The organism is Corynebacterium sp. S7, from assembly GCF_054401105.1.
In genome coordinates, this window is record NZ_CM136760.1 from 245,599 (window position 1) to 267,260 (window position 21,662).

At 59.6% G+C, this 21,662-nt stretch carries 17 protein-coding genes; 12 read left to right on the forward strand and 5 right to left on the reverse strand.

Going from position 1 to position 21,662, the window contains the following annotated elements:
• Position 1: 1 nt before the first annotated feature.
• The 3 genes from ACXZ66_RS01250 (at position 2) to ACXZ66_RS01260 (ending at position 2,122) form a co-directional block, all read left to right on the forward strand.
• Positions 2 to 790: a VOC family protein gene (locus tag ACXZ66_RS01250; protein ID WP_458749931.1), complete on the forward strand. Its 789-nt coding sequence runs from the start codon at positions 2 to 4 to the stop codon at positions 788 to 790.
• An 11-nt stretch (positions 791 to 801) separates the two neighbouring features.
• Complete coding sequence (locus tag ACXZ66_RS01255; RefSeq protein WP_458749932.1) at positions 802 to 1,086, forward strand: MGMT family protein; 285 nt, start codon at positions 802 to 804, stop codon at positions 1,084 to 1,086.
• A gap of 133 nt (positions 1,087 to 1,219) precedes the next feature.
• Positions 1,220 to 2,122: a hypothetical protein gene (locus tag ACXZ66_RS01260; protein ID WP_458749934.1), complete on the forward strand. Its 903-nt coding sequence runs from the start codon at positions 1,220 to 1,222 to the stop codon at positions 2,120 to 2,122.
• Here the strand turns inward: ACXZ66_RS01260 and ACXZ66_RS01265 are convergent.
• Positions 2,082 to 3,011 (reverse strand): alpha/beta hydrolase, encoded by a 930-nt coding sequence (locus ACXZ66_RS01265; RefSeq protein ID WP_458749935.1) that lies wholly within the window; start codon positions 3,009 to 3,011, stop codon positions 2,082 to 2,084. The genes ACXZ66_RS01260 and ACXZ66_RS01265 overlap by 41 nt on opposite strands.
• A gap of 67 nt (positions 3,012 to 3,078) precedes the next feature.
• Here ACXZ66_RS01265 and ACXZ66_RS01270 point away from each other — a divergent pair, with 67 nt between their 5' ends.
• Positions 3,079 to 3,705, forward strand: a complete 627-nt coding sequence (locus ACXZ66_RS01270) for a CG0192 family protein (protein ID WP_458749937.1) — start codon at positions 3,079 to 3,081, stop codon at positions 3,703 to 3,705.
• 24 nt (positions 3,706 to 3,729) lie between these two features.
• Here the strand turns inward: ACXZ66_RS01270 and ACXZ66_RS01275 are convergent, their stop codons facing one another.
• Positions 3,730 to 5,661, reverse strand: coding sequence for a M13 family metallopeptidase (locus ACXZ66_RS01275; RefSeq protein WP_458749939.1), 1,932 nt, complete (start codon positions 5,659 to 5,661; stop codon positions 3,730 to 3,732).
• A gap of 89 nt (positions 5,662 to 5,750) precedes the next feature.
• On the opposite strand from ACXZ66_RS01275, the gene ACXZ66_RS01280 reads away from it, so the two are divergent.
• From ACXZ66_RS01280 to ACXZ66_RS01295, 4 genes are all read left to right on the forward strand, one after another.
• Positions 5,751 to 6,431 carry a hypothetical protein gene (locus ACXZ66_RS01280; RefSeq protein WP_458749941.1) on the forward strand — a complete coding sequence of 227 codons (681 nt, stop codon included), beginning with the start codon at positions 5,751 to 5,753 and terminating at the stop codon, positions 6,429 to 6,431.
• Positions 6,415 to 7,338, forward strand: coding sequence for a PrsW family intramembrane metalloprotease (locus ACXZ66_RS01285; protein ID WP_458749942.1), 924 nt, complete (start codon positions 6,415 to 6,417; stop codon positions 7,336 to 7,338). The genes ACXZ66_RS01280 and ACXZ66_RS01285 overlap by 17 nt, the downstream gene beginning before the upstream one ends.
• A 102-nt stretch (positions 7,339 to 7,440) precedes the next feature.
• Complete coding sequence (gene gltB / locus ACXZ66_RS01290; protein ID WP_458749943.1) at positions 7,441 to 11,979, forward strand: glutamate synthase large subunit; 4,539 nt, start codon at positions 7,441 to 7,443, stop codon at positions 11,977 to 11,979.
• On the forward strand, positions 11,979 to 13,520 hold the full coding sequence (locus tag ACXZ66_RS01295) for a glutamate synthase subunit beta (RefSeq protein WP_458749944.1): 1,542 nt from the start codon (positions 11,979 to 11,981) through the stop codon (positions 13,518 to 13,520). The genes gltB and ACXZ66_RS01295 overlap by 1 nt, the downstream gene beginning before the upstream one ends.
• A gap of 112 nt (positions 13,521 to 13,632) precedes the next feature.
• Here the strand turns inward: ACXZ66_RS01295 and ACXZ66_RS01300 are convergent, their stop codons facing one another.
• Genes ACXZ66_RS01300 through ACXZ66_RS01310 form a run of 3 tightly spaced genes read right to left on the reverse strand, consistent with a single transcriptional unit; the run spans position 13,633 to position 16,333 of the window.
• Positions 13,633 to 14,382 (reverse strand): ABC transporter ATP-binding protein, encoded by a 750-nt coding sequence (locus ACXZ66_RS01300; RefSeq protein ID WP_458751425.1) that lies wholly within the window; start codon positions 14,380 to 14,382, stop codon positions 13,633 to 13,635.
• Between the two features lie 4 nt (positions 14,383 to 14,386).
• Entirely contained in the window at positions 14,387 to 15,175 is a 789-nt protein-coding gene (locus ACXZ66_RS01305) for an ABC transporter permease (RefSeq protein ID WP_458749945.1), read from the reverse strand.
• A 9-nt stretch (positions 15,176 to 15,184) separates the two neighbouring features.
• Positions 15,185 to 16,333, reverse strand: a complete 1,149-nt coding sequence (locus ACXZ66_RS01310) for an ABC transporter substrate-binding protein (protein ID WP_458749946.1) — start codon at positions 16,331 to 16,333, stop codon at positions 15,185 to 15,187.
• Positions 16,334 to 16,570: 237 nt separating this feature from the next.
• On the opposite strand from ACXZ66_RS01310, the gene ACXZ66_RS01315 reads away from it, so the two are divergent.
• From ACXZ66_RS01315 to ACXZ66_RS01330, 4 genes are read left to right on the forward strand one after another with little or no spacing between them, the layout of a single operon-like run.
• Positions 16,571 to 18,190 carry an FAD-binding oxidoreductase gene (locus ACXZ66_RS01315; protein ID WP_458749947.1) on the forward strand — a complete coding sequence of 540 codons (1,620 nt, stop codon included), beginning with the start codon at positions 16,571 to 16,573 and terminating at the stop codon, positions 18,188 to 18,190.
• Entirely contained in the window at positions 18,187 to 19,116 is a 930-nt protein-coding gene (locus ACXZ66_RS01320; protein ID WP_458749948.1) for a diacylglycerol kinase family protein, read from the forward strand. Before ACXZ66_RS01315 ends, ACXZ66_RS01320 begins: the two co-directional genes overlap by 4 nt.
• Positions 19,113 to 19,700: a TetR/AcrR family transcriptional regulator gene (locus tag ACXZ66_RS01325; protein ID WP_458749949.1), complete on the forward strand. Its 588-nt coding sequence runs from the start codon at positions 19,113 to 19,115 to the stop codon at positions 19,698 to 19,700. The genes ACXZ66_RS01320 and ACXZ66_RS01325 overlap by 4 nt, the downstream gene beginning before the upstream one ends.
• On the forward strand, positions 19,697 to 21,259 hold the full coding sequence (locus ACXZ66_RS01330) for a glycerol-3-phosphate dehydrogenase/oxidase (protein WP_458749950.1): 1,563 nt from the start codon (positions 19,697 to 19,699) through the stop codon (positions 21,257 to 21,259). Before ACXZ66_RS01325 ends, ACXZ66_RS01330 begins: the two co-directional genes overlap by 4 nt.
• The last annotated feature ends 403 nt before the right edge of the window (positions 21,260 to 21,662 follow it).

Here is a 21,662-nt window from a genome sequence, read left to right on the forward strand (position 1 = left end):
AATGCCCGCATTTGAAGCCCGAACCGGCATGCCCTACTGGATTGAAAAGACCACCCAAGACAAGCAAAAGTCCACCTATTTTTACTCCAAGGTGCTTGGGTGGGAAGTCTCCGACGATGCTTATAGCATGGCGCGCATCCAGGGCCTGCCAGTAGCTGGTTTTGTTCAACAGCCCAAGGAAGCCACAGTGAACGACACTTGGGTGACGTACTTCCTCTCGGGCGATATTTACGGCGATACCGCGAAGGTAGAGGAGCTGGGTGGCCAAGTTCTTTCGCAGCCGTCGGACGTCTCGCTCGGCGTGATGAGCCTGTGCGCTGACGTCGCGGGTGGGCTTTTCGGTTTGATTCAGCCTGCGGGCGAAGAAGCTTTCGTTGCTGCTGGCGAGCCTGGCACCCCGGTCTGGCACGAGTACACCGCCAACCGCTCGTTTGAGAAGGTCGCCGACTTTTACCGTGGCCTTTTTAATTGGGAAACGGTCACCAAGGATGGCTACGCACTCGCTGTCGAAGACGGTGGGGCATTCGCCGGCATTTGGGATGCAACCGGCCAATTCCCGCTGGAAGTACCAGGTTTTTGGCAGTCGTATCTGGGAGTGCAAGATATCGACGAGGCCGCGCGCCGGGTTCCTGCATTCGGTGGCGAGGTCATTCGTGGTCCCCAGGATTCCTCCTTCGGCCGCCTGCTGCTCATCGCGGATTCAACAGGTGCGACCGTGACCTTATGTGAGGTAGATGAGCCAGTTGAGGAAGACGACCTCAGCGAGGCGGATTCCATTTTGGATCTATAGGTCCGAAACTTGTGAGCGTGCAAAAGCCGTGGGTGGAGCTGCCGGATTACGCCGAGCGGGTTTTGGCAATCGTCGATACGCTTGGCCCTGGTCAGGTAGCTACCTACGGTGAGGTGGCGGTCGAAGCCGGCACCGGGCCACGGCAAGTCGGCTCCGTGTTGCGCAAATGGGGAGACTCGACGAACTGGTGGCGTGTTGTCCGCGCCGACGGAACTGGGCACGATCCTGTCCGACAGATTCCGCTCTGGGACGCCGAAGGGATCCCACACGATGGGGCTCGTGTGAGGTTTCAGTAGCACCCGACTAAATAGTGTTCAGCTGCATAGTGCAATTGCGCGTGAATCTGTTTAAAGTTACCTGCGTAGTTTCGCCGAGCGTATAGATGGTGTATGCTCGCGTGACTTCGGTGAAGGGTGGAGGACGGTGGACATGAAAAAGTTATTGGGCGTATTTCTTGCGCTGCTCTTTGTCATGTCCGGTGTACCTGCGGCCAACGCGCTTCAGCTCGATGCCGAGGACGTTGATGAACGCACGGCACTGGTGCTCGTTCACTCTGATGGCACGGTGGAAGCAAGCGAAAACGCTGAAGAATCTCGGCCTTCGCTGTCGCTGAGCAAGCTCTACCTGGGATATTGGGTCATCTACAACGGCTCGGACGAACACAAAGATCAGGTCGAGGAAATGCTCCGGCTATCCAATGACGATATGGCCTCGGAGATGGATGCTGCCTACCCCGAGGCTATCGACGAGGTCGCGGAAGATTTTGGGCTGGAGAACACCTACCGCAATGGCTACTGGGGAGTAACCCGGACATCGGCATTAGATGTGGCAACATTTATCGCCGAAATTAGGTGGGACCCGCGCGCTAAACCGATTTTTGAAGCCATGAGTGATTCAGCGCAATACGCACATGACGGATTCGCGCAGGACTACGGAACCTCACAGCTGCCTGGTGTGAAGGGAACCAAGTTCGGCTGGTCGAATGACCATGAAACTACCGCGACGGTCTCCTTCGGGAAAGAATGGACAGCCGCATCGATGACTTTCGGCGATACCTCGGCGATTACGAAAGATACTCTCAAGGGGTTCACCCCGTCGTTGGAGATCTCCGGCAAGGACGTCGAACTGATGGCGGAAGGGTGGTTGCTGGCCCCAGCCAAGGTGGAGTCCGTTGACCAGCTCTATCCGAAAACTACGGAGAACAAAGAACAGACGAAAGCACCAAGCATCTTTTCCCACGGTTGGTTGCGCTCCATCGGGGCACCCAAGAAAGTAATTAAGATCGACGAACTTAGCGATCTACGCTCTTCAGGAACTCCGCAACATCAGTGATTTTCTGCCTGTTCACCTCGGGTGTAGCAATGCGATGGGTGGAGTAATATTCCTTGACCTCCACATTGCTCGCGCCGTCCACGTTCGGGCGGGAGGCGATCTCGTCGTGAAGCGCTATTTGTAGGAGCGTGCGCGGCCAACTTGAGGGTGGCGAAATATGGGCTGCGCCACGGATTTCAGCGGGAAGATTAGCCAGCGAGTCCAAATCGGGGAAGGTGAGCACAAGCCCGTCGACGAGTGGCGCGACAAGCGTGGCAAGAGCTGCACCCGAGCTATACCCCCACGCGGTGATCGACGAAGGGGAGTGGTGCTTGGCATAGCCGATCGCCTGCTCGACAGTGTCGCGCATCGCGGCGACCTTGTACTTCGGGGCGAGCGGATAATCAACGTCAAGGATTGTGGTGCCGGAGAGCTCCGCGGCTGCTGCGACCTCAGGGCGCCAGGAATGCTCCAGGGCATTGCCAGAGCCACGCCACCAGCCGCCCGAGTGCAGCGAGATAGCCCACCGGCCCGTTGGCTCGGACGGAGTGAACTGGCGGGCGCCGATGGTGAGAACATCTTCGACCTGGACATCACCGGCAAAAGCCACACCGGGCATGGAATGGTCAACGGCGGTGCCGAGCATGAGCATCGAGGCATGGGTAATCCGATCCGGCAATAATGCGGTGTACTGATCCGCGGGGTAGGGATCACCCGAGCCACCCTTCCACGGCGGAGTGAAGTCCGGCAGCGGATAAGTAGCATCCATATAGGACACTAGTTGCTCAAGTTGCTGCTTTTCCGGAAGTGTGCGACGGACCCCTCCGACATTAAATTCGGCCGAATTCTGCTCGTTAACGGGGTAATTATCGTCTGGATCGCCGGGCTGCAGTTTAAGAGGTGGAGTCATACTTACAGCGTAGGCGAGAATTGAGCGCTAGATTTGAAAGTGGACAGAACTTCTTGAGGAGGAAGCCATGAGCGGGACCGCAAAAATCTACGATGCCGACGTTTATCCAACCAAAAGCCAAATCGCTAAGAAATTCGGAGCCATCACCGATCTAATCGGCTCCTACCGCTTCGTCGACCCCGAAGACGTGGTCGGAATCGAAGTCCTTGTGGGCAGGGACATGGAAGGGCGCTTGATGCAGCTCCCACTCGTGTACACCTCTGATGTCATCGAAGGCGAAGCACTGATCAGCACAATGAAGCACTCCATTCTGGGCAAGCGCTACGTGGGCGTGGCCACGGCCAGCCCAGCCGCCGTCAAGGAATTCATCCGCGTGATCCTCAACGGCGACAACGGAGCCGCCTACTCCGACGGCTCCGGCCCGCAGGTAGAGGTCAAGGGATCCGGCGACCTCGGCGTTGAGGTCGGTGATATCAACATCCGTGAGTTCACCCGTCAGCGTTCTACAGGTTCAGTGCTTATCGACGGACGCTCCCGCTCGTATTTCCTAAGAATTCCCAACCTGCTTTTGCGCAGCCACGAAACTGCCCGCGGCCACACAACGTCACGGATGCGCCTGTCGGGTTGGCGCCCAGAAAACCCAGCAGATCCGCGCGTCATGGCGGAACTCTCTTGGGGTGACATGCTGAAGTAAAAGCAGAACTAAAAGCTAGTCCCGCTACCAGATGGTTACGCGATCTTCTGGGGTGATCCACATCTCCGAATTCTCGTCGACCTCAGGGAAGGCAACGTAGAATTCGGAGATATTTGATGAGATGACGTTGCAGCGGAACTCGGCAGGCGAGTGCGGGTCAATGGCCAAGTACTGCTGCGCCATCTCGGGGCGAATTGCTGTGCGCCAGATGCGTGCCCACGACAGGAAGAGGCGCTGCATGCCGCCGTACTCGTTCTCGTAAAGCTCAGGGCTGGCGCCCTCGATCTCGAACTTCTGAGTAGGCCCGTCTTCTAGGCCCTTGTCTGCCAGATACATCTTGTAGGCGATCACAGCGATGCCAAGACCACCAAGATCACCAATATTCTCGCCCAGTGTGAACTCGCCGTTGACACCCTCAACGCCTTCCTTGCCCTTGAGCGCGGAAGGAATCAGGCCATCGAACTGGTCAACCAACTTCGATGTCAGTTCGTCGAAGGCATCGCGGTCTTCGTCAGTCCACCACGAGTTCAGGTTGCCCTGACCGTCGTAGCGCGAACCCTGATCGTCGAAACCATGCCCAATTTCGTGGCCGATGACCGCACCGATGGCGCCGAAGTTCTCCGCAGCGTCGACCTCGGTGGAATAAAACGGTGGCTGCAAGATGGCGGCTGGGAACGTGATGTCGTTGACCACCGGGTTATAAAACGCGTTGACGGTTTGCGGGGTGGTAACCCACTCGTCGCGATCCGCGGGCTTGCCCACCTTGCCGAGCTGGTACTCGTGTTCAAATTCGGCGCCCTTGCGCACATTTTCGACGAGGTCACTACCGGAAACCGAGAAGTCCAAGCCCTCGAAGCTGCGCCAAGTGTCCGGATAGCCGATCTTCGCCTTGAACTGGCTCAGCTTTTCTAGGGCCTTGGTGCGAGTTTCTTCGGTCATCCACTCGAGCTTGCCAATCCGCTCGCGGTAGGCGCGCACGAGGTAGTCAACCAGCTCAAGCATGTCGTCCTTGGCCTCGGGGGAGAAGTACTCCTTTACGTAGGCCTGGCCAATATCTTCGCCGACGATGGACTCTGCAAGGCCGACCCCACGCTTCCAACGATCGCGCTGCTGCGTCGCACCAGAGAGCTGAGTGCCGTAGAACTCGAAGTTTTTCTCGCCGATATTTTCGGCCAGGGTGCCCGCGCGGGAACGCAGGATGTGCCAGGTGGCCCACAACTGCCAGTCCGCCAAGTACTCAGGGCGCAGCATGCGCGAGAGATGCTCGGTAAAGGTTGGCATCATGTTGATCACGCGGCCATCCTTGACACCAGAGCCGCGCAGGAGAGTTTGAATAATTTCAGGAAGATCTCCGAGGTCAACCGGGTTATAGGTTGCTACAGCATCGCGGGTGCGCACGACATTCCAGTGTCCTGCCGCCAACTCTGTTTCCAGATTGACGATGCGTGTTGCCGCCGCCTCAGTGGGGAGCCCAAAGAGGTGGACTGGGTCGATGAACTCGAGCATTGCTGCAATATGAGACCGGTAGGCCGTGAGAGTTTCCTTGTGGTTCTCGGAGCGGTAGTAAGCCTCGTCCGGCAGGCCAAGACCCGATTGAACCAGGTAAGGCACAGAATCCTCGCCCTGAGAATCCTTCTCGATGTAATAAGTAATAGGCGCACCGATGCCGATACGCTCCAAGCGACCCAAGTTTGTGGCAAACTCTTCAATGTTGGCCACGGAAAGTAATTCGAAGTCTGCTTCCAGTGGGGCAACACCGGTGGCATTGATGGATTCCGTGTCCATAAAGGATTTGAATAAATCGGTAGCGCGCCCGGCGCCCTCAGTGACAAGATCGTGGACGTGGGCCTCGGCCTCGTCGCGAAGCGCATGAAATGTGCCGTCGACGCCGCGATCGTCTGGGATCACGTGGTTTTTGAGCCAGGGGCCATTGACAAACTGATAAAGGTCGTTCATGGTTCTACTCTAACGATTAGGCTGACCCTATGCCCCACTATCGGTTCGGTCCCAGAAAAACTGGCAGCCTTTTTACAGTTTCAGTCCTAGTGACCGTGCTTTTTCTTGCCATTCCGCAGATAGTGACAATGCTCGCTCCACCCGTGCAGATGGATCGCGAGCGTGTTGTCATTTCGAGCGAGCGAAGCGATTGGGCGGTTGAGTTTCCCACCCTCGATTGCTATTGGGACCCGTACGGTATGGCGGGCCAAGCGTGGTGGTGCGGTGATTCTAGCGATACCTATGTGCTTGGCTCGTCGACGATGTGGACTGACGACCCAGAAAAGACATTGCGCAGGCAGGTGCGCGCGAACTCCCTTGATCTTGATGGCTCGGCGGGAGTGGTTGTGGAATCCGGCGACAACCTGATGTATTTCTTCATGCCTAACCAAGGAAGCCTGGGCAGCCCGACCATGGCGATGGCCGTCCGCGGTGGTGGGTCGAGTGGTGGAAAAGAGAACGAGGTCCTCTTCGCGATGGTAGAAGGCACTAATCTCACCGAGCTAGCTTCTCTGGGAGCAGACTTATGGGAGGGTCTAACGGGCACGCCGATGCAAGATGAGCTCCGAAATCATCCGATGTTCGAGCAGTGGAATGCGCCGACGGATCCGTCAGTGCCATCGGACCCATCGGCGCCGTCTGTTCCGTCAGTTCCGTCAGTGCCGGAAATGAATGCGCCACGGAATCACGAATTTGCAAGCGCGAAGGAGAACCATGTCGCGGCTATTTAGAACCACCATGATCGTGCTTCTGGCAGTGTCCGTGCCACTGACTATTGTGACCTTGATTTTTCAGGGGGTCTCCTCTCCGATTCCTACTATCGTGAGTTATCTCATTGCTGCGGCCTACATCCTGATCTGTCTGGCGATTCTGCGGAAAACTCCGCTCTGGCCGAAATGGGACACCACGGGTATCTGGTGGGTACTCTGCGCACTTTTCTGGGGCGCGGGAGTCAGTTACTCCGTCGCAGGAGCCGTGGGTTATTCGGCCATTGACTTATCTCTAGTCCTGCGTTGGGAAGACGCGTTGATGTCCTTCGGCGGGGCTTGGCCGGAAGAGGCCGCAAAGGCGATCGGGGTGCTGTTTATCTTGATGTCGTTTAGGCGCTTCAACCGTCCGTGGCATGGATTCCTGGTGGGCATGATCATCGGCCTGGGCTTCGAAGCACTGGAAAACGCGATGTATGGCTCGATACTTGGCATGTACCACCCTTCAAGCGACATGGTTGGCATGTTGCAGGGGTGGGGCATCCGCATGGTGTTCCTGCCCTTCTTGCACATCGCCTGGACCGGTGCGGTGGGCTGGGCCATCGGGCTGGCGCTTTATAGCGCGGATCACACGTTGGGGTGGAGGGTTCGCGTGGTGGCAATCTACTTCGTCTACGCCTTCGCTTGCCACTTTGCCTGGAACTATTCGCTGGATGATTTCACACTTTTCGTGGTGAAGAACGTCATTGTTGGCGTGGTGATGTACGCGGTGTGGATCTTCGTGTGGCTGAAGGCATGGCGCGCAGCAAAGAATGATCGCACCTACGTGTTTACGCGCGAACCACTCCGGTCCATTGCCGATATTGAAGGAAATACTGGGGGTAATTCCACCCCAGAATTAAGTGATGTGCAACACACAAAAACCGTGTGACCGGCCCTTTTTCTATCGGACAAATGGTATGTCTTGCGTGGTAGTGACGTTATATTGTTTTCTATAGAGCGATAGACAGGCGATCAGTAAAGGTGGACCACAATGCGTCAAACAGGGCTCTACAACCCCGCCTACGAACACGATGCGTGTGGCGTGGGTTTTGTTGCTGACATTAAGGGACGACCAAGCCGTCAGATCATTGATAATGCGCTGACGGTCCTGGATAACATCGATCACCGTGGCGCCGCCGGAGCGGAAGAAAACACTGGAGACGGCACCGGTATCCTGCTCCAAATCCCCGATGCGTTCTACCAGGAAGTCACCTCCTTCGACCTGCCTGCAGCAGGCGAATACGCCACGGGCATTGCCTTCCTCCCGCAGACTCGTATGGCCGAGCTCGACGCGCGCCGCGCAATCGAGGACATCGCCGGCGAAGAGGGCGCCAAGGTGCTGGGGTGGCGCGAGGTGCAGGTCAACCCCGAAAGTCTGGGCAAGATGGCACTTGCAGCCATGCCGACTTTCGCGCAACCTTTCTTGTCCGTGCCGGGTAAAAAGGGCATTGAGCTCGACCGCGTAATGTTTTTCATTCGCAAGCGCGCCGAGCGCGAACTCGGCGATCAGACGGTGTATTTCCCATCTCTATCTGCACGCACCATTGTGTACAAGGGCATGCTGACCACCAGCCAGCTCTCCGAGTTCTACGCAGATCTCTCCGATCCACGCATGGAGTCGGCGATCGCGCTGGTGCACTCGCGCTTTTCCACGAACACCTTCCCATCGTGGCCGCTTGCGCACCCTTACCGTTTCGTTGCGCACAACGGTGAAATCAACACCGTCACCGGCAACGAAAACTGGATGCGTGCCCGCGAGGCCTTGATCAATTCCGAGCAGCTCGGTCCGCTTGACCGTGTCCTTCCGATCTGCACCCCTGAGGGATCGGACACAGCGCGTTTCGACGAGGCACTGGAACTGCTCCACCTTGGCGGCTACTCGCTGCCCCACGCGGTCAGCATGATGATTCCGCAGGCCTGGGAGCACTCCACCGAGTTAGATCAGGAACTGCAAGACTTTTACGAATACCACTCCTGCCTGATGGAGCCATGGGACGGCCCAGCCGCTGTGGCCTTCACCGACGGTAGGTATGTGGGTGCCACCCTGGACCGCAATGGCTTGCGCCCAGGCCGCATCTGGATTACCGACGATGGCCTCGTCGTTATGTCCTCTGAGGCTGGCGTACTGGATATCCCGGCGGAGAAGATTGTCAAGCGCACCCGCGTGCGCCCCGGTCACATGTTCCTGATTGATACCAAGGCCGGGCGCATTGTCCCCGATGCCGAGATCAAGCAGACTTTGGCTTCCAAGGAGCCTTATGGTCAGTGGATTGAGGAGAACTTCACCCCGCTGAGCCAGTTGGATCAGGTCTACTACGAGTACATGCCACACAACCGCGCGGTTTTGCGCCAGCGTGTCTTTGGCATCACTGAAGAAGACGTGGATTTGATCATTCGCCCGATGGCGCTGACCGGCGCAGAGGCAATCGGCTCCATGGGCTCGGATACCCCAATTGCTGCGCTGTCGAATCGTCCGCGGATGCTCTTCGACTACTTCGCGCAGCGCTTTGCCCAGGTGACCAACCCGCCGCTGGATTCCATCCGCGAAAAGAACGTGACCAGCATGTACACGCTGTTGGGTGCGCAGTCCGACGTGCTTAATCCCACAGCTGAGGCGGCTCGGCGGATCCGGTTGGATTCGCCAATCATCGACAACCATGCCTTCGTCACCTTGCTTGAAGCAGGCGAGCCCTTCAAGTCCCGCATTATCTCCGGGCTCTACTCCGTCGCTCACAACGGCAACGGCATGCGCGAGGCTATCGAGCGAGTCAAGCGCGAGGTCTCCGAGGCCATCAACGACGGCGTGAGCCTCATCGTGCTCTCGGATCGCGATTCCGACGAGCGCTTCGCCCCAATTCCCTCCCTGCTGCTCACCTCTGCGGTGCACCAGCACATGGTTGCTGAGCGCACGCGCACCCGCGCATCGCTTGTCATCGAGTCCGGTGACTCCCGCGAAGTCCACCACCTGGCCATGCTCATCGCTTTCGGCGCGGACGCCATCAACCCATACATGGCTTTCGAATCCATCGACGAGCTGCGCATGCTCGGCCAGCTCGGCGAGCTTGAGCTCGACGAGGCCTGCACCAACTACGTCAAGGCAGCCACCACCGGCGTGCTCAAGGTGATGTCGAAGATGGGCATCGCCACCGTCGCGTCCTATCGCGGCTCGCAGCTCGCGGATGTTACCGGTTTATCGCAGTCGCTTCTCGACGAGTACTTCGGCGGGATGCCCGCACCGATCGGCGGAATGGGCTTGGATGCCGTGGCAGAAGATGTAGAAAAGCGCCACCGCGCAGCATTTTTGCCACGCCCTGAGGAAAACGCCCACCGCGAGCTCGAACTCGGCGGTGAGTACAAGTGGCGCCGCGAAGGCGAGTACCATCTGTTTAACCCAGAGACGATTGCCAAGCTGCAGCACGCCACCAAGACGGGCCAGTACGCAATTTTCAAGGAGTACACCACAGTGGTGAATAACCAGTCCGAGCGACTGGCCACCCTGCGCGGCATGATGGACTTTGATTCGCCACGCCCAGCCATCTCGGTGGATGAAGTTGAGCCGGTAGCCGATATTGTCAAGCGTTTCTCTACCGGCGCAATGTCCTATGGCTCGATTTCGGCCGAGGCGCACGAGACCCTGGCTATTGCCATGAACCGCCTGCACGCAATGAGTAACTCCGGCGAGGGTGGCGAGGACCCAGCGCGCTTCGAGATGGAACCTAATGGCGATTGGCGTCGCAGCAGCATTAAGCAGGTCGCCTCCGGTCGCTTCGGTGTGACCAGCCACTACCTGAATAACTGCACCGACATCCAGATCAAGATGGCTCAGGGTGCAAAGCCAGGTGAAGGCGGCCAGCTGCCGCCGAACAAGGTCTACCCCTGGATCGCCGAGGTGCGAATTACTACCCCTGGCGTGGGTTTGATTTCCCCGCCACCGCACCACGATATTTACTCCATCGAGGACTTGAAACAGCTCATCTTCGATTTGAAGAACGCCAACCCGGATGCGCGCATCCACGTGAAGCTGGTTGCTCAGGCTGGTGTGGGCACCGTTGCTGCTGGTGTTTCGAAGGCTCACGCCGATGTTGTTTTGGTCTCCGGCCATGACGGCGGTACCGGCGCGTCGCCACTGACTTCGCTCAAGCACGCCGGTGGTCCGTGGGAGTTGGGCTTGGCAGAAACCCAGCAGACGCTGCTGCTCAACGGCCTGCGCGACCGGATTCGCGTTCAGGTTGATGGCCAGCTGAAAACTGGTCGCGACGTGGTTATTGCGGCACTGCTTGGCGCCGAGGAATTTGGTTTCGCCACCGCACCGCTGGTGGTGGAAGGCTGCATCATGATGCGCGTGTGCCACTTGGATACTTGCCCAGTGGGTATTGCTACTCAGAATCCTGACCTGCGTAAGAAGTTCACGGGCCGGGCCGAGCACGTGGTGAACTTCTTTACCTTCATTGCGCAGGAAGTTCGTGAGATCTTGGCTGAGCTTGGTTTCCGTTCCATCGAGGAGGCCGTGGGCCAGGCACGCGTGCTGAAGCAGAAGGAGAACACGCCGGGCCGCTCCGAGATGCTGGATCTCTCGCCGATTTTCGAGCAGCCTGAATCTGAGTTCTTCCGGAATCAGAACCCACGCCAGACTCGTGAGCAAGATCCTGGTTTGGAAGGCACCCTTGACCAGCGCATTATCAAGGATTCTCAGCTGACTATTGATGCTGCGGCGGCAGCGTCGTCGTTAAGCGCCCCTGCGTGGATGAGCTCTTCGGACGCACCGTCGATCCGCCTGAAATATCCTATCCGCAACGTGGACCGCACGACCGGGACCATGACGGGCTCGCAGCTCACTCGCGCTGCTGGGCGCGATGGGCTGCCGGAGGATTCGGTGAAAGTGACCTTCACCGGTTCGGCGGGTAACTCTTTCGGTGCGTTTGTGCCTGCGGGCATGACGCTGGATCTGGTTGGTGATGCGAACGACTTTATGGGCAAGGGCTTGTCGGGTGGTCGGATTATTGTGCGTCCGCACCCGGATGCGCCTGCGCAGGCGAACTTCGACGAGCCGGACATCATCGCCGGAAACGTGATCGGCTTTGGTGCGACCAGCGGTGATATGTACATCGCCGGTGAGGTGGGCGAGCGCTTCTGCGTGCGCAACTCGGGCATTACTGCCGTTGTGGAGGGTATTGGTAACCACGGTTGCGAGTACATGACCGGCGGGCGCGTAGTTGTGCTTGGTCCGGTCGGCGAGAACTTCGGTGCCGGCATGTCCGGTGGCGTGGCCTACTTGGCACCGCAGGAGAACCTTTCTGCACGCGTGAACCATGGCCTCGTGGACTTCGAGGAGCTGGATGCAAAGGACATCAGGTTCCTAGAAGAGGCCGTGGCCAAGCACAAGGAGCTGACCGGCTCACAGATTGAGGTGGACGTGACCACCCTGGTCAAGGTCATGCCTCGCGATTTCCGCAAGGTTTTGAACATCACCGCAAAAGCCCAAGCACGGGGCGAAAACGTTGGAAAAGCAATCATGGAGGCAGTGAACTAATGGCCGACCCACATGGATTCATGAACTACGAGCGCAAGGAACCGGCACACCGCCCCGTTCCGCTGCGACTGATGGACTGGCGCGAGGTGTACGAAAAGGCTCCCGACGGCCAGATCCAAGAACAGGCCACGCGCTGCATGGACTGCGGCGTTGCGTTCTGCCACGAGGGCTGCCCGCTGGGCAACATCATCCCGGAGTGGAACGACCTCGTGCGCCAAGAGCGCTGGCAGGAAGCCTACGACCGCCTGCACGCGACCAATAACTTCCCGGATTTCACAGGTCGTCTGTGCCCGGCGCCGTGCGAGGGCGCGTGCGTGCTAGGCATTAACGACGACGCCGTGACCATTAAGAACGTCGAGTTGGACATTGTCGAGCGAGCTTTCGACGAGGGCTGGGTCGAACCGATCCGCCCCACCATGCAGACCGGCATGGCAGTTGCCGTGGTTGGTTCCGGGCCTGCAGGTATGGCCGCTGCTCAGCAGCTGACCCGCGCCGGGCACCGCGTGACCGTGTTTGAGCGCGATGACCGCATTGGTGGTCTGATGCGCTATGGCGTGCCGGAATACAAGATGGAAGCGCGCTATATTGACCGCCGCATCCGCCAGATGGAGCTGGAGGGTACTGAGTTTCGCACCGGTGTTTCGCCAACCGCGCGTGACCTGGCAGGTTTCGATTCCGTGGTGCTGTGCACCGGCACCGCTGTGGCCCGCGAGCTGGCTGTAGACGGCCGTGACCTCGAGGGCATCTATCCAGCAATGGAATACCTCACCGCGCAGAACCGCGTGAACGAGGGCGACATGGAAGTCTCGGCGATTAGCGCCAAGGGCAAGAAAGTCGTGGTCATTGGCGGTGGCGACACCGGTACTGACTGTTTCGGTACTGCGTTGCGCCAAGGTGCTGCGAATGTGACCCAGTTCGATATCCGTGCTCGTGCTCCGCAGCACCGCGCTGCCTCGACTCCGTGGCCGATGTACCCGCTGACCTACCGCGTGGCCACTGCTCACGAGGAAGGCGAGTACGTGGTAACTGGCGATGAGTCGGCAGATGAGATTGCAGCACTTGGCCTGGCCACCCGTGGCGCGGGCGAGGCTTTGGGCAAGCGCATCTACTCCGTGAACACCGTCAGCTTCGACGGTTCTGATGGCAAAGTGGAGACGATCCGAGGCAACGAAGTCGAGGTCATCGACGGTAAGCGCACCCCGATGGAGGACACCGACTTCGAGTTCGAGGCCGACCTAGTACTCATCGCGCTGGGCTTCACCGGCCCGGAGCGTGGCGGCCTTGCTCACGAGCTGGGCATGGAGTTCGACGCTCGTGGCAGGATGGTTCGCGACAACGAGTACCGCGCTACCGTGCGCCCACTCGTGCCAAACTTCAAGCCACAGGTCTATGTTGCTGGCGATAACGGCCGTGGTCAGTCGCTGATTGTATGGGCAATTGCCGAAGGCCGGGCGGCTGCTGCCGCAGTGGACAAGGATTTGATGGGTGAGACGGCTTTGCCGGTGGCGGTTTCGCCGTCGACGGCGCCGATCAAGCTTTAATTGCTAGTTTGGAATCGACCACGCTGGTTTTATGTCCGTTAGAACAGGCCTAACTGGCCTATTTTTCCGCATGGTCGATTCCGCAGCGGGGCGAGAGGCAGCCCCATGCAAGCTACCTGTGCTCGAGCAGACCCAGCAGGTGGCGGCGCATCTCGCCGGTATCCGATTCCGCGGCACCGTGGCGTGGCCGGCGAATATCCACCTTGAGATCCTCAATGATGGTGGCATCTGGGCCGGGTGACATGACCAGGATGCGGTCGGAGAGCAGGATTGCTTCCTCCACGTCGTGGGTGACCATGACCACCGTGCGCCGGTTGGTTTCCCAGATCTCCAGCAGGAGGTTCTGCAGCTCGCGGCGGGTCAAAGCGTCGAGGGCGCCGAAGGGCTCGTCGAGAAGCAAAATCTTGGAATCGATGGCGAAAGCTCTAGCGAGACCCACTCGCTGCTGCATGCCGCCGGACAGCCGCGCGGGGCGACGGTCGGCTGCGTGCGAGAGGCCGACGCGGCCCAGTACGTCGTCGGTGCGCTTGGCGCGCTCGGCGGCGCTGAGCTCTGGGTGGGCGGAGAGTAGACCGAAATCGATGTTGCCACGGGCGGTTTTCCAGGGCAGCAGGGCGTGGTCCTGGAAGACGAGGCCGCGCTCGGGGCCGGGGCCTGTGATTTCCTTGCCGAACGCGGACACCGTGCCGGTGGAGGGAAACGCGAGGCCGGCGATCATGTTTAAGATCGTGGACTTACCGGAGCCAGATGGGCCGAGCAGGCTGACGAATTCGCCCTCGGCAACATCGAGTGAGGTGGGGCCGATGACGCGGGTCTCGCCGTAGGACTTGGTGATGTTATCTACTGAAATAGTGCTAGTCATGGTGTTAGTCATGGCGGACTACCTTCTGGATAGAAGCGACAAGGTGGTCGAGGATCAGGCCGGTGATGCCGATGAGCAGGATTGCCACAACGATGGCGTCGATGTCCAGGCGGTTCCACATGTTCCAGACGAAGAAGCCGATGCCTTGCCCGCCGACGAGCATCTCGGCGGCCACGATGACCAGCCAGGAGGTGGACAGCGAGAGGCGCATACCGGTGACAATCCCGGGCAGCGCCGCGGGGAGAAGCACGTGGCGCAGGGTGAGCCAGCGACTCGAACCGAGGGTAGCCGCAAGATTGAGATAACGCGGGTGAATGTCGTGGACGGCCGAGATGGTGTTAATCAGCGTCGGCCACAGTGCGGAAAGCACGATGACGAAAACGGCGGTGTTCTCGGCGTCTTGAAGCAGGGCAAGACCCAGAGGCAGCCACGCCAGGGGAGAAACCGGCCGCAAAATTTGGATCGCCGGGTCTAGCGCGCGACGCAGCGTGGTGGAAGTTCCCAGCAAGAAGCCCAGTGGAATGGCAATAATCATGGCGATGGCGAAGCCAATGAGCACTCTGCGAAGGCTGGCTAGGAGGTGCCAGAAGATACCTACAGAGGCGGGCCCGTTGCGATAGAAGGGGTCGGAAAGGATTTCCACGCCACGCTGCCAAGTGCGCGCCGGGGTAGGCGCGATGTCAGAGAGCCAGCCAGCGGACACGGCAATCTGCCAGAGCGCGAGGAAGGCCACAAACAGCGCGAGACCAGTGACAACGGCATGCCACACAGGGGGAGAGGACTTCTTTGTCATGTACGTTTCCTAGCGATATCCAGCAGTCGGGCGGGTCGGGTCGAAAGTGCGGCCATTGATGGTCACCGGCGCGTCGTCGGTCACGGCATCGCGGGGCAAAACCGCAAAGGCGGCGTCGCGGATGGCGGTGTCGTCGAAAGTTAGGCGCGAGCCACCCAAATCCCATCGCGCGAGCTGCGCAGCCATCCACGTCAGTGCCGTCGAGGAGGTGGGGTCACCGTAGCTCAGGTAGTTCGGGTCGGTGCTCTGCTCGCCCGCCCAGTTCACATAGGTGCCGCTCAGCCCCGCCGCAATCAGTGGTTCCTGCTGGTTGAGGTACTTTTCCGAGGCCAGCATGGGCGCGGTCTCGTGGACGTGGGCAGGGTCGTCGACAAAAGTTGCGGCTTCGTGCAGCGTTGCGACGATCGCATCTGCCATCTCCGGGTGAGTCACACGGAACTGCTTGGACATCACCACCGAGCAGCACGGGTGGTGATCCCACATCTCGCGAGTGAGCATGAAAATCCTGCCCGCCCCGCTTGCCAGTGCACGCTGATTGAACGGCTCCGGGCCGATAAATCCGTCGATGGTGCCCACAGATAATTGCGCCACCATGTCGGCGGGCCTGAGCAACCGAAGTTCCACGTCGGCAACTGGGTCGAGCCCGCCGGCTACCAAGTAGTCGCGCAAAAGCAGCGCATGCACCGAGTACTCGAAGGGGATACCCAGGACCATGCCACGCATATCCACAGGTGAATGCACGTGTCCGTGGTGCTTCGCCGCCAAAGTGAGCGCCTGACCGTTGGTGTTTTGGGTAAAGGAGAGTTCGGTTGGGCGCGCAGCGTTGGTCGCCGCAGCATCGAGCGCGATCGGCATCGGCGAGAGCATGTGCGCTACGTCGAGCTCGCCGGTGGCATACGCCGTCCACAAATCGGCCCAGCCGGAAAACTTCCGCAGGCTCACGTTCACCCCGTGCTTATGAAACAGATCCAAGGAATCGGCAACGAGTAGCGGAGCCGCGCAGCCAATGGGCACGAAGCCGATGGTGACGGCGTCTGCAGAGGAGGCTTTGCTTTGCGACGACGCGCTGCCGCACGCCGCAAGCGTACCCAGTGCCACTCCGGCCCCTGCGACACCAGTGGCGCGCAGCAAAGTACGACGGGAAAAGGACGGCTGCATCGACTCTCCTGGACATGCCTGAATACTTTTTATAGACCGAACGGTCTTATGAACTTCACACACACTATGTGCTGAAAATATAAAAGTCCATCTTCGGAAGAGGGGAGAATAAAAATCACAGTACAGACCACTTAGTCTATGAATTTAATTCCGTGCGGCCCTTGGGTGGAGGCGAGAAAATCGTCGATAAGCGAAATTGACACTTGTGCAGAAAGTGTCAACATGTACACTGTGCCCATGGTCACAGGACAAGGAGTTTCCGTGCCGCTGCCTCCTATGGAGCCGCAGCTGTGGGGCACGCGCGAGGAAGCGAAGCCACTCTCGCCCTCGATTTTGCGGATGCTGGACAAGGCACTCGGCGCGACATCCGCGCAGGTGGGACGTATTGATCCGCGGGACATCGAGCTCACACCGGTGCGCCTGAGTAAGGCGGACCTAGCGCAGCTGGCCACAATCGTGGGGCAGGAATTTGTCTCTACCGAGCATGAGCAGCGGCTGCGCCGGGCGCGGGGCAAGTCGTATCCTGATCTGCTGGATATGCGCGCGACTCGGGTGATTGATGCCCCCGACGCGGTGGTCGCGCCCGCCACGAACGGCGAGCTCGAGCAGCTGCTGCGGTTTTGTGCGGGCGAGCGGATTGCCGTGGTCACCTTCGGCGGCGGCACCTCGGTTGTTGGCGGAGTGGCACCGAAAGATGGGGGACTGCGTGCCGTGCTTAGCGTGGATATGGCGCGCTTCACTCAGCTCTCGGATGTGGATGACATCTCGGGCGAGGCCACCCTGGGCGCCGGGTTGACCGGCCCGCACGCCGAAATGTTGCTGGCTGAGCATGGATTGCAGCTGGGCCATTTCCCGCAGTCCTTTCCTTACGCCACCATTGGCGGTTACGCGGCGACGCGGTCCTCGGGGCAGAATTCCGCAGGCTATGGGCGCTTCGATGAAATGGTGCGCTCACTAACCGTAGTCACCCCAACAGGCACAATCGAAGCGGGCTGGAACGCGCCACAATCCGCCGCGGGCCCCGATCTGCGCCACCTGTTCATGGGCTCCGAGGGCACTCTCGGAATCATCACCTCGGTGCGTGTGCGGGTGCATCCGATTCCAGAATCGAAGCGCTACGAGGCCTTCCGCTTTCCCGATTTCCGCGCCGGCGCCGAAGCGATGCGAGTGGTTACCCAAACCGGGACGGGGGCCACGGTGCTGCGCTTGTCGGATGAGATTGAGTCGGCGATGAATCTTTCGTCGACAAGCGCGATTGGCGAAACCGCAGGTCAAGGCTGCCTCCTACTCACGATGTTTGAGGGCACTGAGGCGCACACGACCTCGCGGCATGCGGAAACTAGTGCGCTGCTGCGCGAACTCGGGGGTGTGTCCGCGGGCGAGAACCCGGTGCGTCACTGGGAACAGGGGCGCTTCGGGGCCCCTGTGCTGCGCGACGGGCTGTTGGACAATGGCGCGATCTGCGAGACGCTGGAAACGGCCACCGACTGGTCAAATTTGATGAACCTGAAGCGTGCGGTGACCGACGCCGTGACCTCGGCGCTTGCCGATTCCGGAACAATTCCGCTGGTCATGTGTCATATTTCCCACGTGTATGCCACTGGCGCTTCGATTTATTTCACAATTATTGGTGGCCAGCGCGGCGAACCGGAGCAACAGTGGTGGCCGGTTAAGGAAAAGGCCTGCGAGGCGATCATTGCAGCCGGTGGCACGATTTCTCATCACCATGCCGTGGGCACCGATCACCGCCCTTACCTCGCCGACGAGATCGGCGCACCGGGCGAAGCTTTGCTCAGGGCCATCAAGGCACAGCTGGATCCCGCGGGAATCCTGAATCCCGGAAAGCTCATCTCATGACGAGCAACATCTTAAGCCACCAGCCGATTCGCCGCGTTGCAGTGCTCACGAACCCCGCCGCCGGGCGCGGCATCGCGGCGGAACGAGCCGTGGAGGCGCGCCGGGAATTTTATCGCCGCGGCATCGACGTGGTTGCGCTCGCAGGAGCCAGCGCGCAGGCATCGCGCGAGCTTGCACGACATGCGCTTAGCGACGATTTACTCGATGCCCTTGTCGTCTGCGGCGGCGACGGACTGATTCACTTAGCCTTACAAGAACAAGCCGGAAGCGACAAGCCACTGGGAATCATTCCTGCTGGTACCGGCAATGATCACGCGCGCGAGTATCGCATTCCCCTGGATGTGCGCGGCGCAGTGAACACGATCGTCGGCGGCTATTCCACGCATACCGATCTAGGCGTGATCCGCCACGGCGACAAGGAGCGCTACTTCGGCACCGTGGCGATGGCAGGATTCGACTCCCAGGTCACCGAGCGGGCCAATACCATTAAGTGGCCCCGGGGCAAGCTGCGCTACCTACTGGCCTCAGGCATTGAGTTTCCCAGGTTCCATGCGCGACCCACGCAACTGACAACCCCAGACGGCCAGGTACTTTTCGAAGGGCCTGCCATCTTGTGCGTGATTGGCAATACCAAGTCCTATGGTGGCGGGATGACCATTGTGCCCGACGCCGATCACCACGACGGGCTCTTCGACATCACGCTGCTCACCGATATTCCACGTCGCAGGTTCTTACCCCAGGCGCGCAAGTTCATGGCGGGCGATTTCTCAGGCCTCGGTGACGCGATCAAGCGTTTCCGCGAGCCCGCGCTCTCCCTCAACATGCCTGGTGTGCACACCTATGTCGATGGGGACCGCAGTTTTTCTTCCCCGGTCTCGCTGCGCATCGCAGCTGGTGCGGGCCACTACTTGGTGCCGAAGCCATGACCAACCCATCCACTCCCACAAGGCAAGCGCTCATCCAAGCGGCCCGCGAAACCTTCATCGAAACTGGGGTGTCCCGGGCTACCATGTCCGGCATTGCCCGGCGGGCTGGGGTCTCACGCCAAACCGCGTACAACCATTTCTCCTCGGTGGACAAGCTCGCAACCGAGGTGATGACCAACGAGATTGTCACACTGCTCAGCGAGGTTCAGCCCGAAACCTTCGCCGGTGACACCGCCGAGTTCGTCAGCCAAGTCGTCAACGTCACCGCCCGTGCCCGCGACAACGAACTGCTCGTTGCCCTGATCCGCAACGACCCCGAGGTCTTCGTCACCTACCAATTCGAGCGCCTCGGCTCGAGCCAAAAAATCATCATCCACTTCCTCACCTCCATGCTGGACACACTCGCGCAGTCGGGCACCGCCCCAGAACTAGAGGGAAGAAACCACCACGACATGGCCGTGATGATCCTCATGATCACCCAAGCAGCAGCGCTGAGCCGCGAAGCGGTCGTCCCCGAACTCAGCAGCGACTCCACATGGAAAGCAGAACTGACCACGATGCTGAAAGGATATTTGTCAGCATGAAAGAACAACCACGCATTAATGCTTCACGACGAGCAGCCGACCTAAAACGACTCACCACCGCTTCCGAGGGAGTAGATGTGATTGTCATCGGCGGTGGCATCACCGGTGTTGGTGTTGCACTTGATGCTGCGACGCGGGGCCTGAACACGGTGCTCGTCGAAAAGCATGATCTTGCGTTTGGAACATCACGGTTTTCCTCCAAGCTTGTCCACGGCGGGTTGCGCTACCTGACCAAGCTGGAATTCGGCATCGCGAGAGATTCTGCCCGCGAGCGCGGCATCATCATGGAACGCACCGCACCCCACCTCGTGCGGGCACTCCCGCAGGTCACGGCACTGGGCGCGGACACGAACTTGTTCCAAAAGGCCGCGATGCGGGTGGGCTTCCTCGCCGGAGACATCCTGCGCATCCTGGCCGGAACCTCAGCTCAGACTTTGCCGCGGTCGCGCTATGTTGGCCCCGATGAGGCGAGCCTGCTGTGTCCGGCGGTTTCTCGCGACAAGCTCCGTGGCGCATGGGTGAACTTTGATGGGCAGATGATCGACGACGCGCGCTTTGTCACCGCGGTGGCGCGCACGGCGGCCTCTGAGGGCGCGCGGATTCTCACCCGATGTGAGGTGCTCTCCGCCACCGGAACAAGTGTGCAGGTACGCGACCGGATCGCGGGCACAGAATTTACCCTGCAGGCAAAAGCCGTGATCAATGCCACCGGAGTCTGGGCGGGAACCATCGACGATGCGCTGAGCATTCGCCCCGCTCGGGGTACGCACGTTGTCCTTGACGCTGCCACGCTTGGTAATCCAGAAGGAGCGCTGACGGTGCCGCTGCCTGGGTCGATTTCGCGCTATCTCTTTCTGCTGCCTGCGCCACACGGGCGCGTCTACCTGGGGCTGACCGACGAGGACAACGGGCCAGAAATTCCTGAGGTGCCCGCGACTCCGCAGGAAGATATCGACTTTCTTCTCGAGCACATCAACCGCGCATTGGTGAAAAAACTTACCCAGGATGACGTGATCGGCGCGTTTACAGGGCTGCGCCCCTTACTTGATACCGGCGAGGATGCCGTCACCGCCGATCTTTCGCGCAGGCATCACATCATCGAATCGGACACCGGGGTGATCTCTACCGTCGGCGGAAAGTTCACCGAGTATCGATTGATGGCCGAGGAGACTGTGGATGAGGCAGTGCGCTTGCGCAAGCTCAATGCCAGTGCCTGTGTGACGCATAAGTTCCCGCTGATCGGCGCGCCGGGACACCGCGATTATGCGCATGTTTCCCGCCGAGACCTGCACCATCTTCCAGATTCTTTGGTGCAGCGTTTTGGCAAAGAAGCACCTGAAGTTGTGCGGAGTGCCACCGTGGAGCGACCCCTTGATCTGGTGGAAGGCAGCGATCTCACGCGCGCGGAAATCGAGTTTGCCGTGACCGCGGAAGGCGCGTTGAGCGTGGACGATGTCCTCGAGCGACGCACGCGCATCGCCCTAGTCAAAGCGGATGCTGATGCCACGCGCAAAGAAATTACCAGTATTGTCAACCACGCATTGGAGGCAGTTTCATGAATTTTGCACCCCGAATTGCAGCCATAGCCCAAACTCGCGCACCGCGACTTAGTGCACGGGTGCTTTCTTGGGCCACGAGCAAGCGCAGCAAGAAACCCAAAACTGAGACGAGTGGATTGAAGGCGGCCAATGGGGCTGCGCGCGTGCCAGCAGCAAACAACCCCGGCAGCCGGACGAACGGTATTGCGGCCGCGAACCGGGCCGCGGGGATCCCAGGGGCTTAGTACCGTTTGTTTTTATTAGCTGATGCGGGGCGCGGGCGATATCGGGTTTGCCGTGGTGCGAGACCTGGCCTTTGACCACACCGTCTACCGCATCGGCACAGCTGATCTCGATTCTGTGCTTCTAGCTGCGAGTAGTCAACGGTGCATTTTGAGTGGGAATTAACTCCCTTTAAAGCATT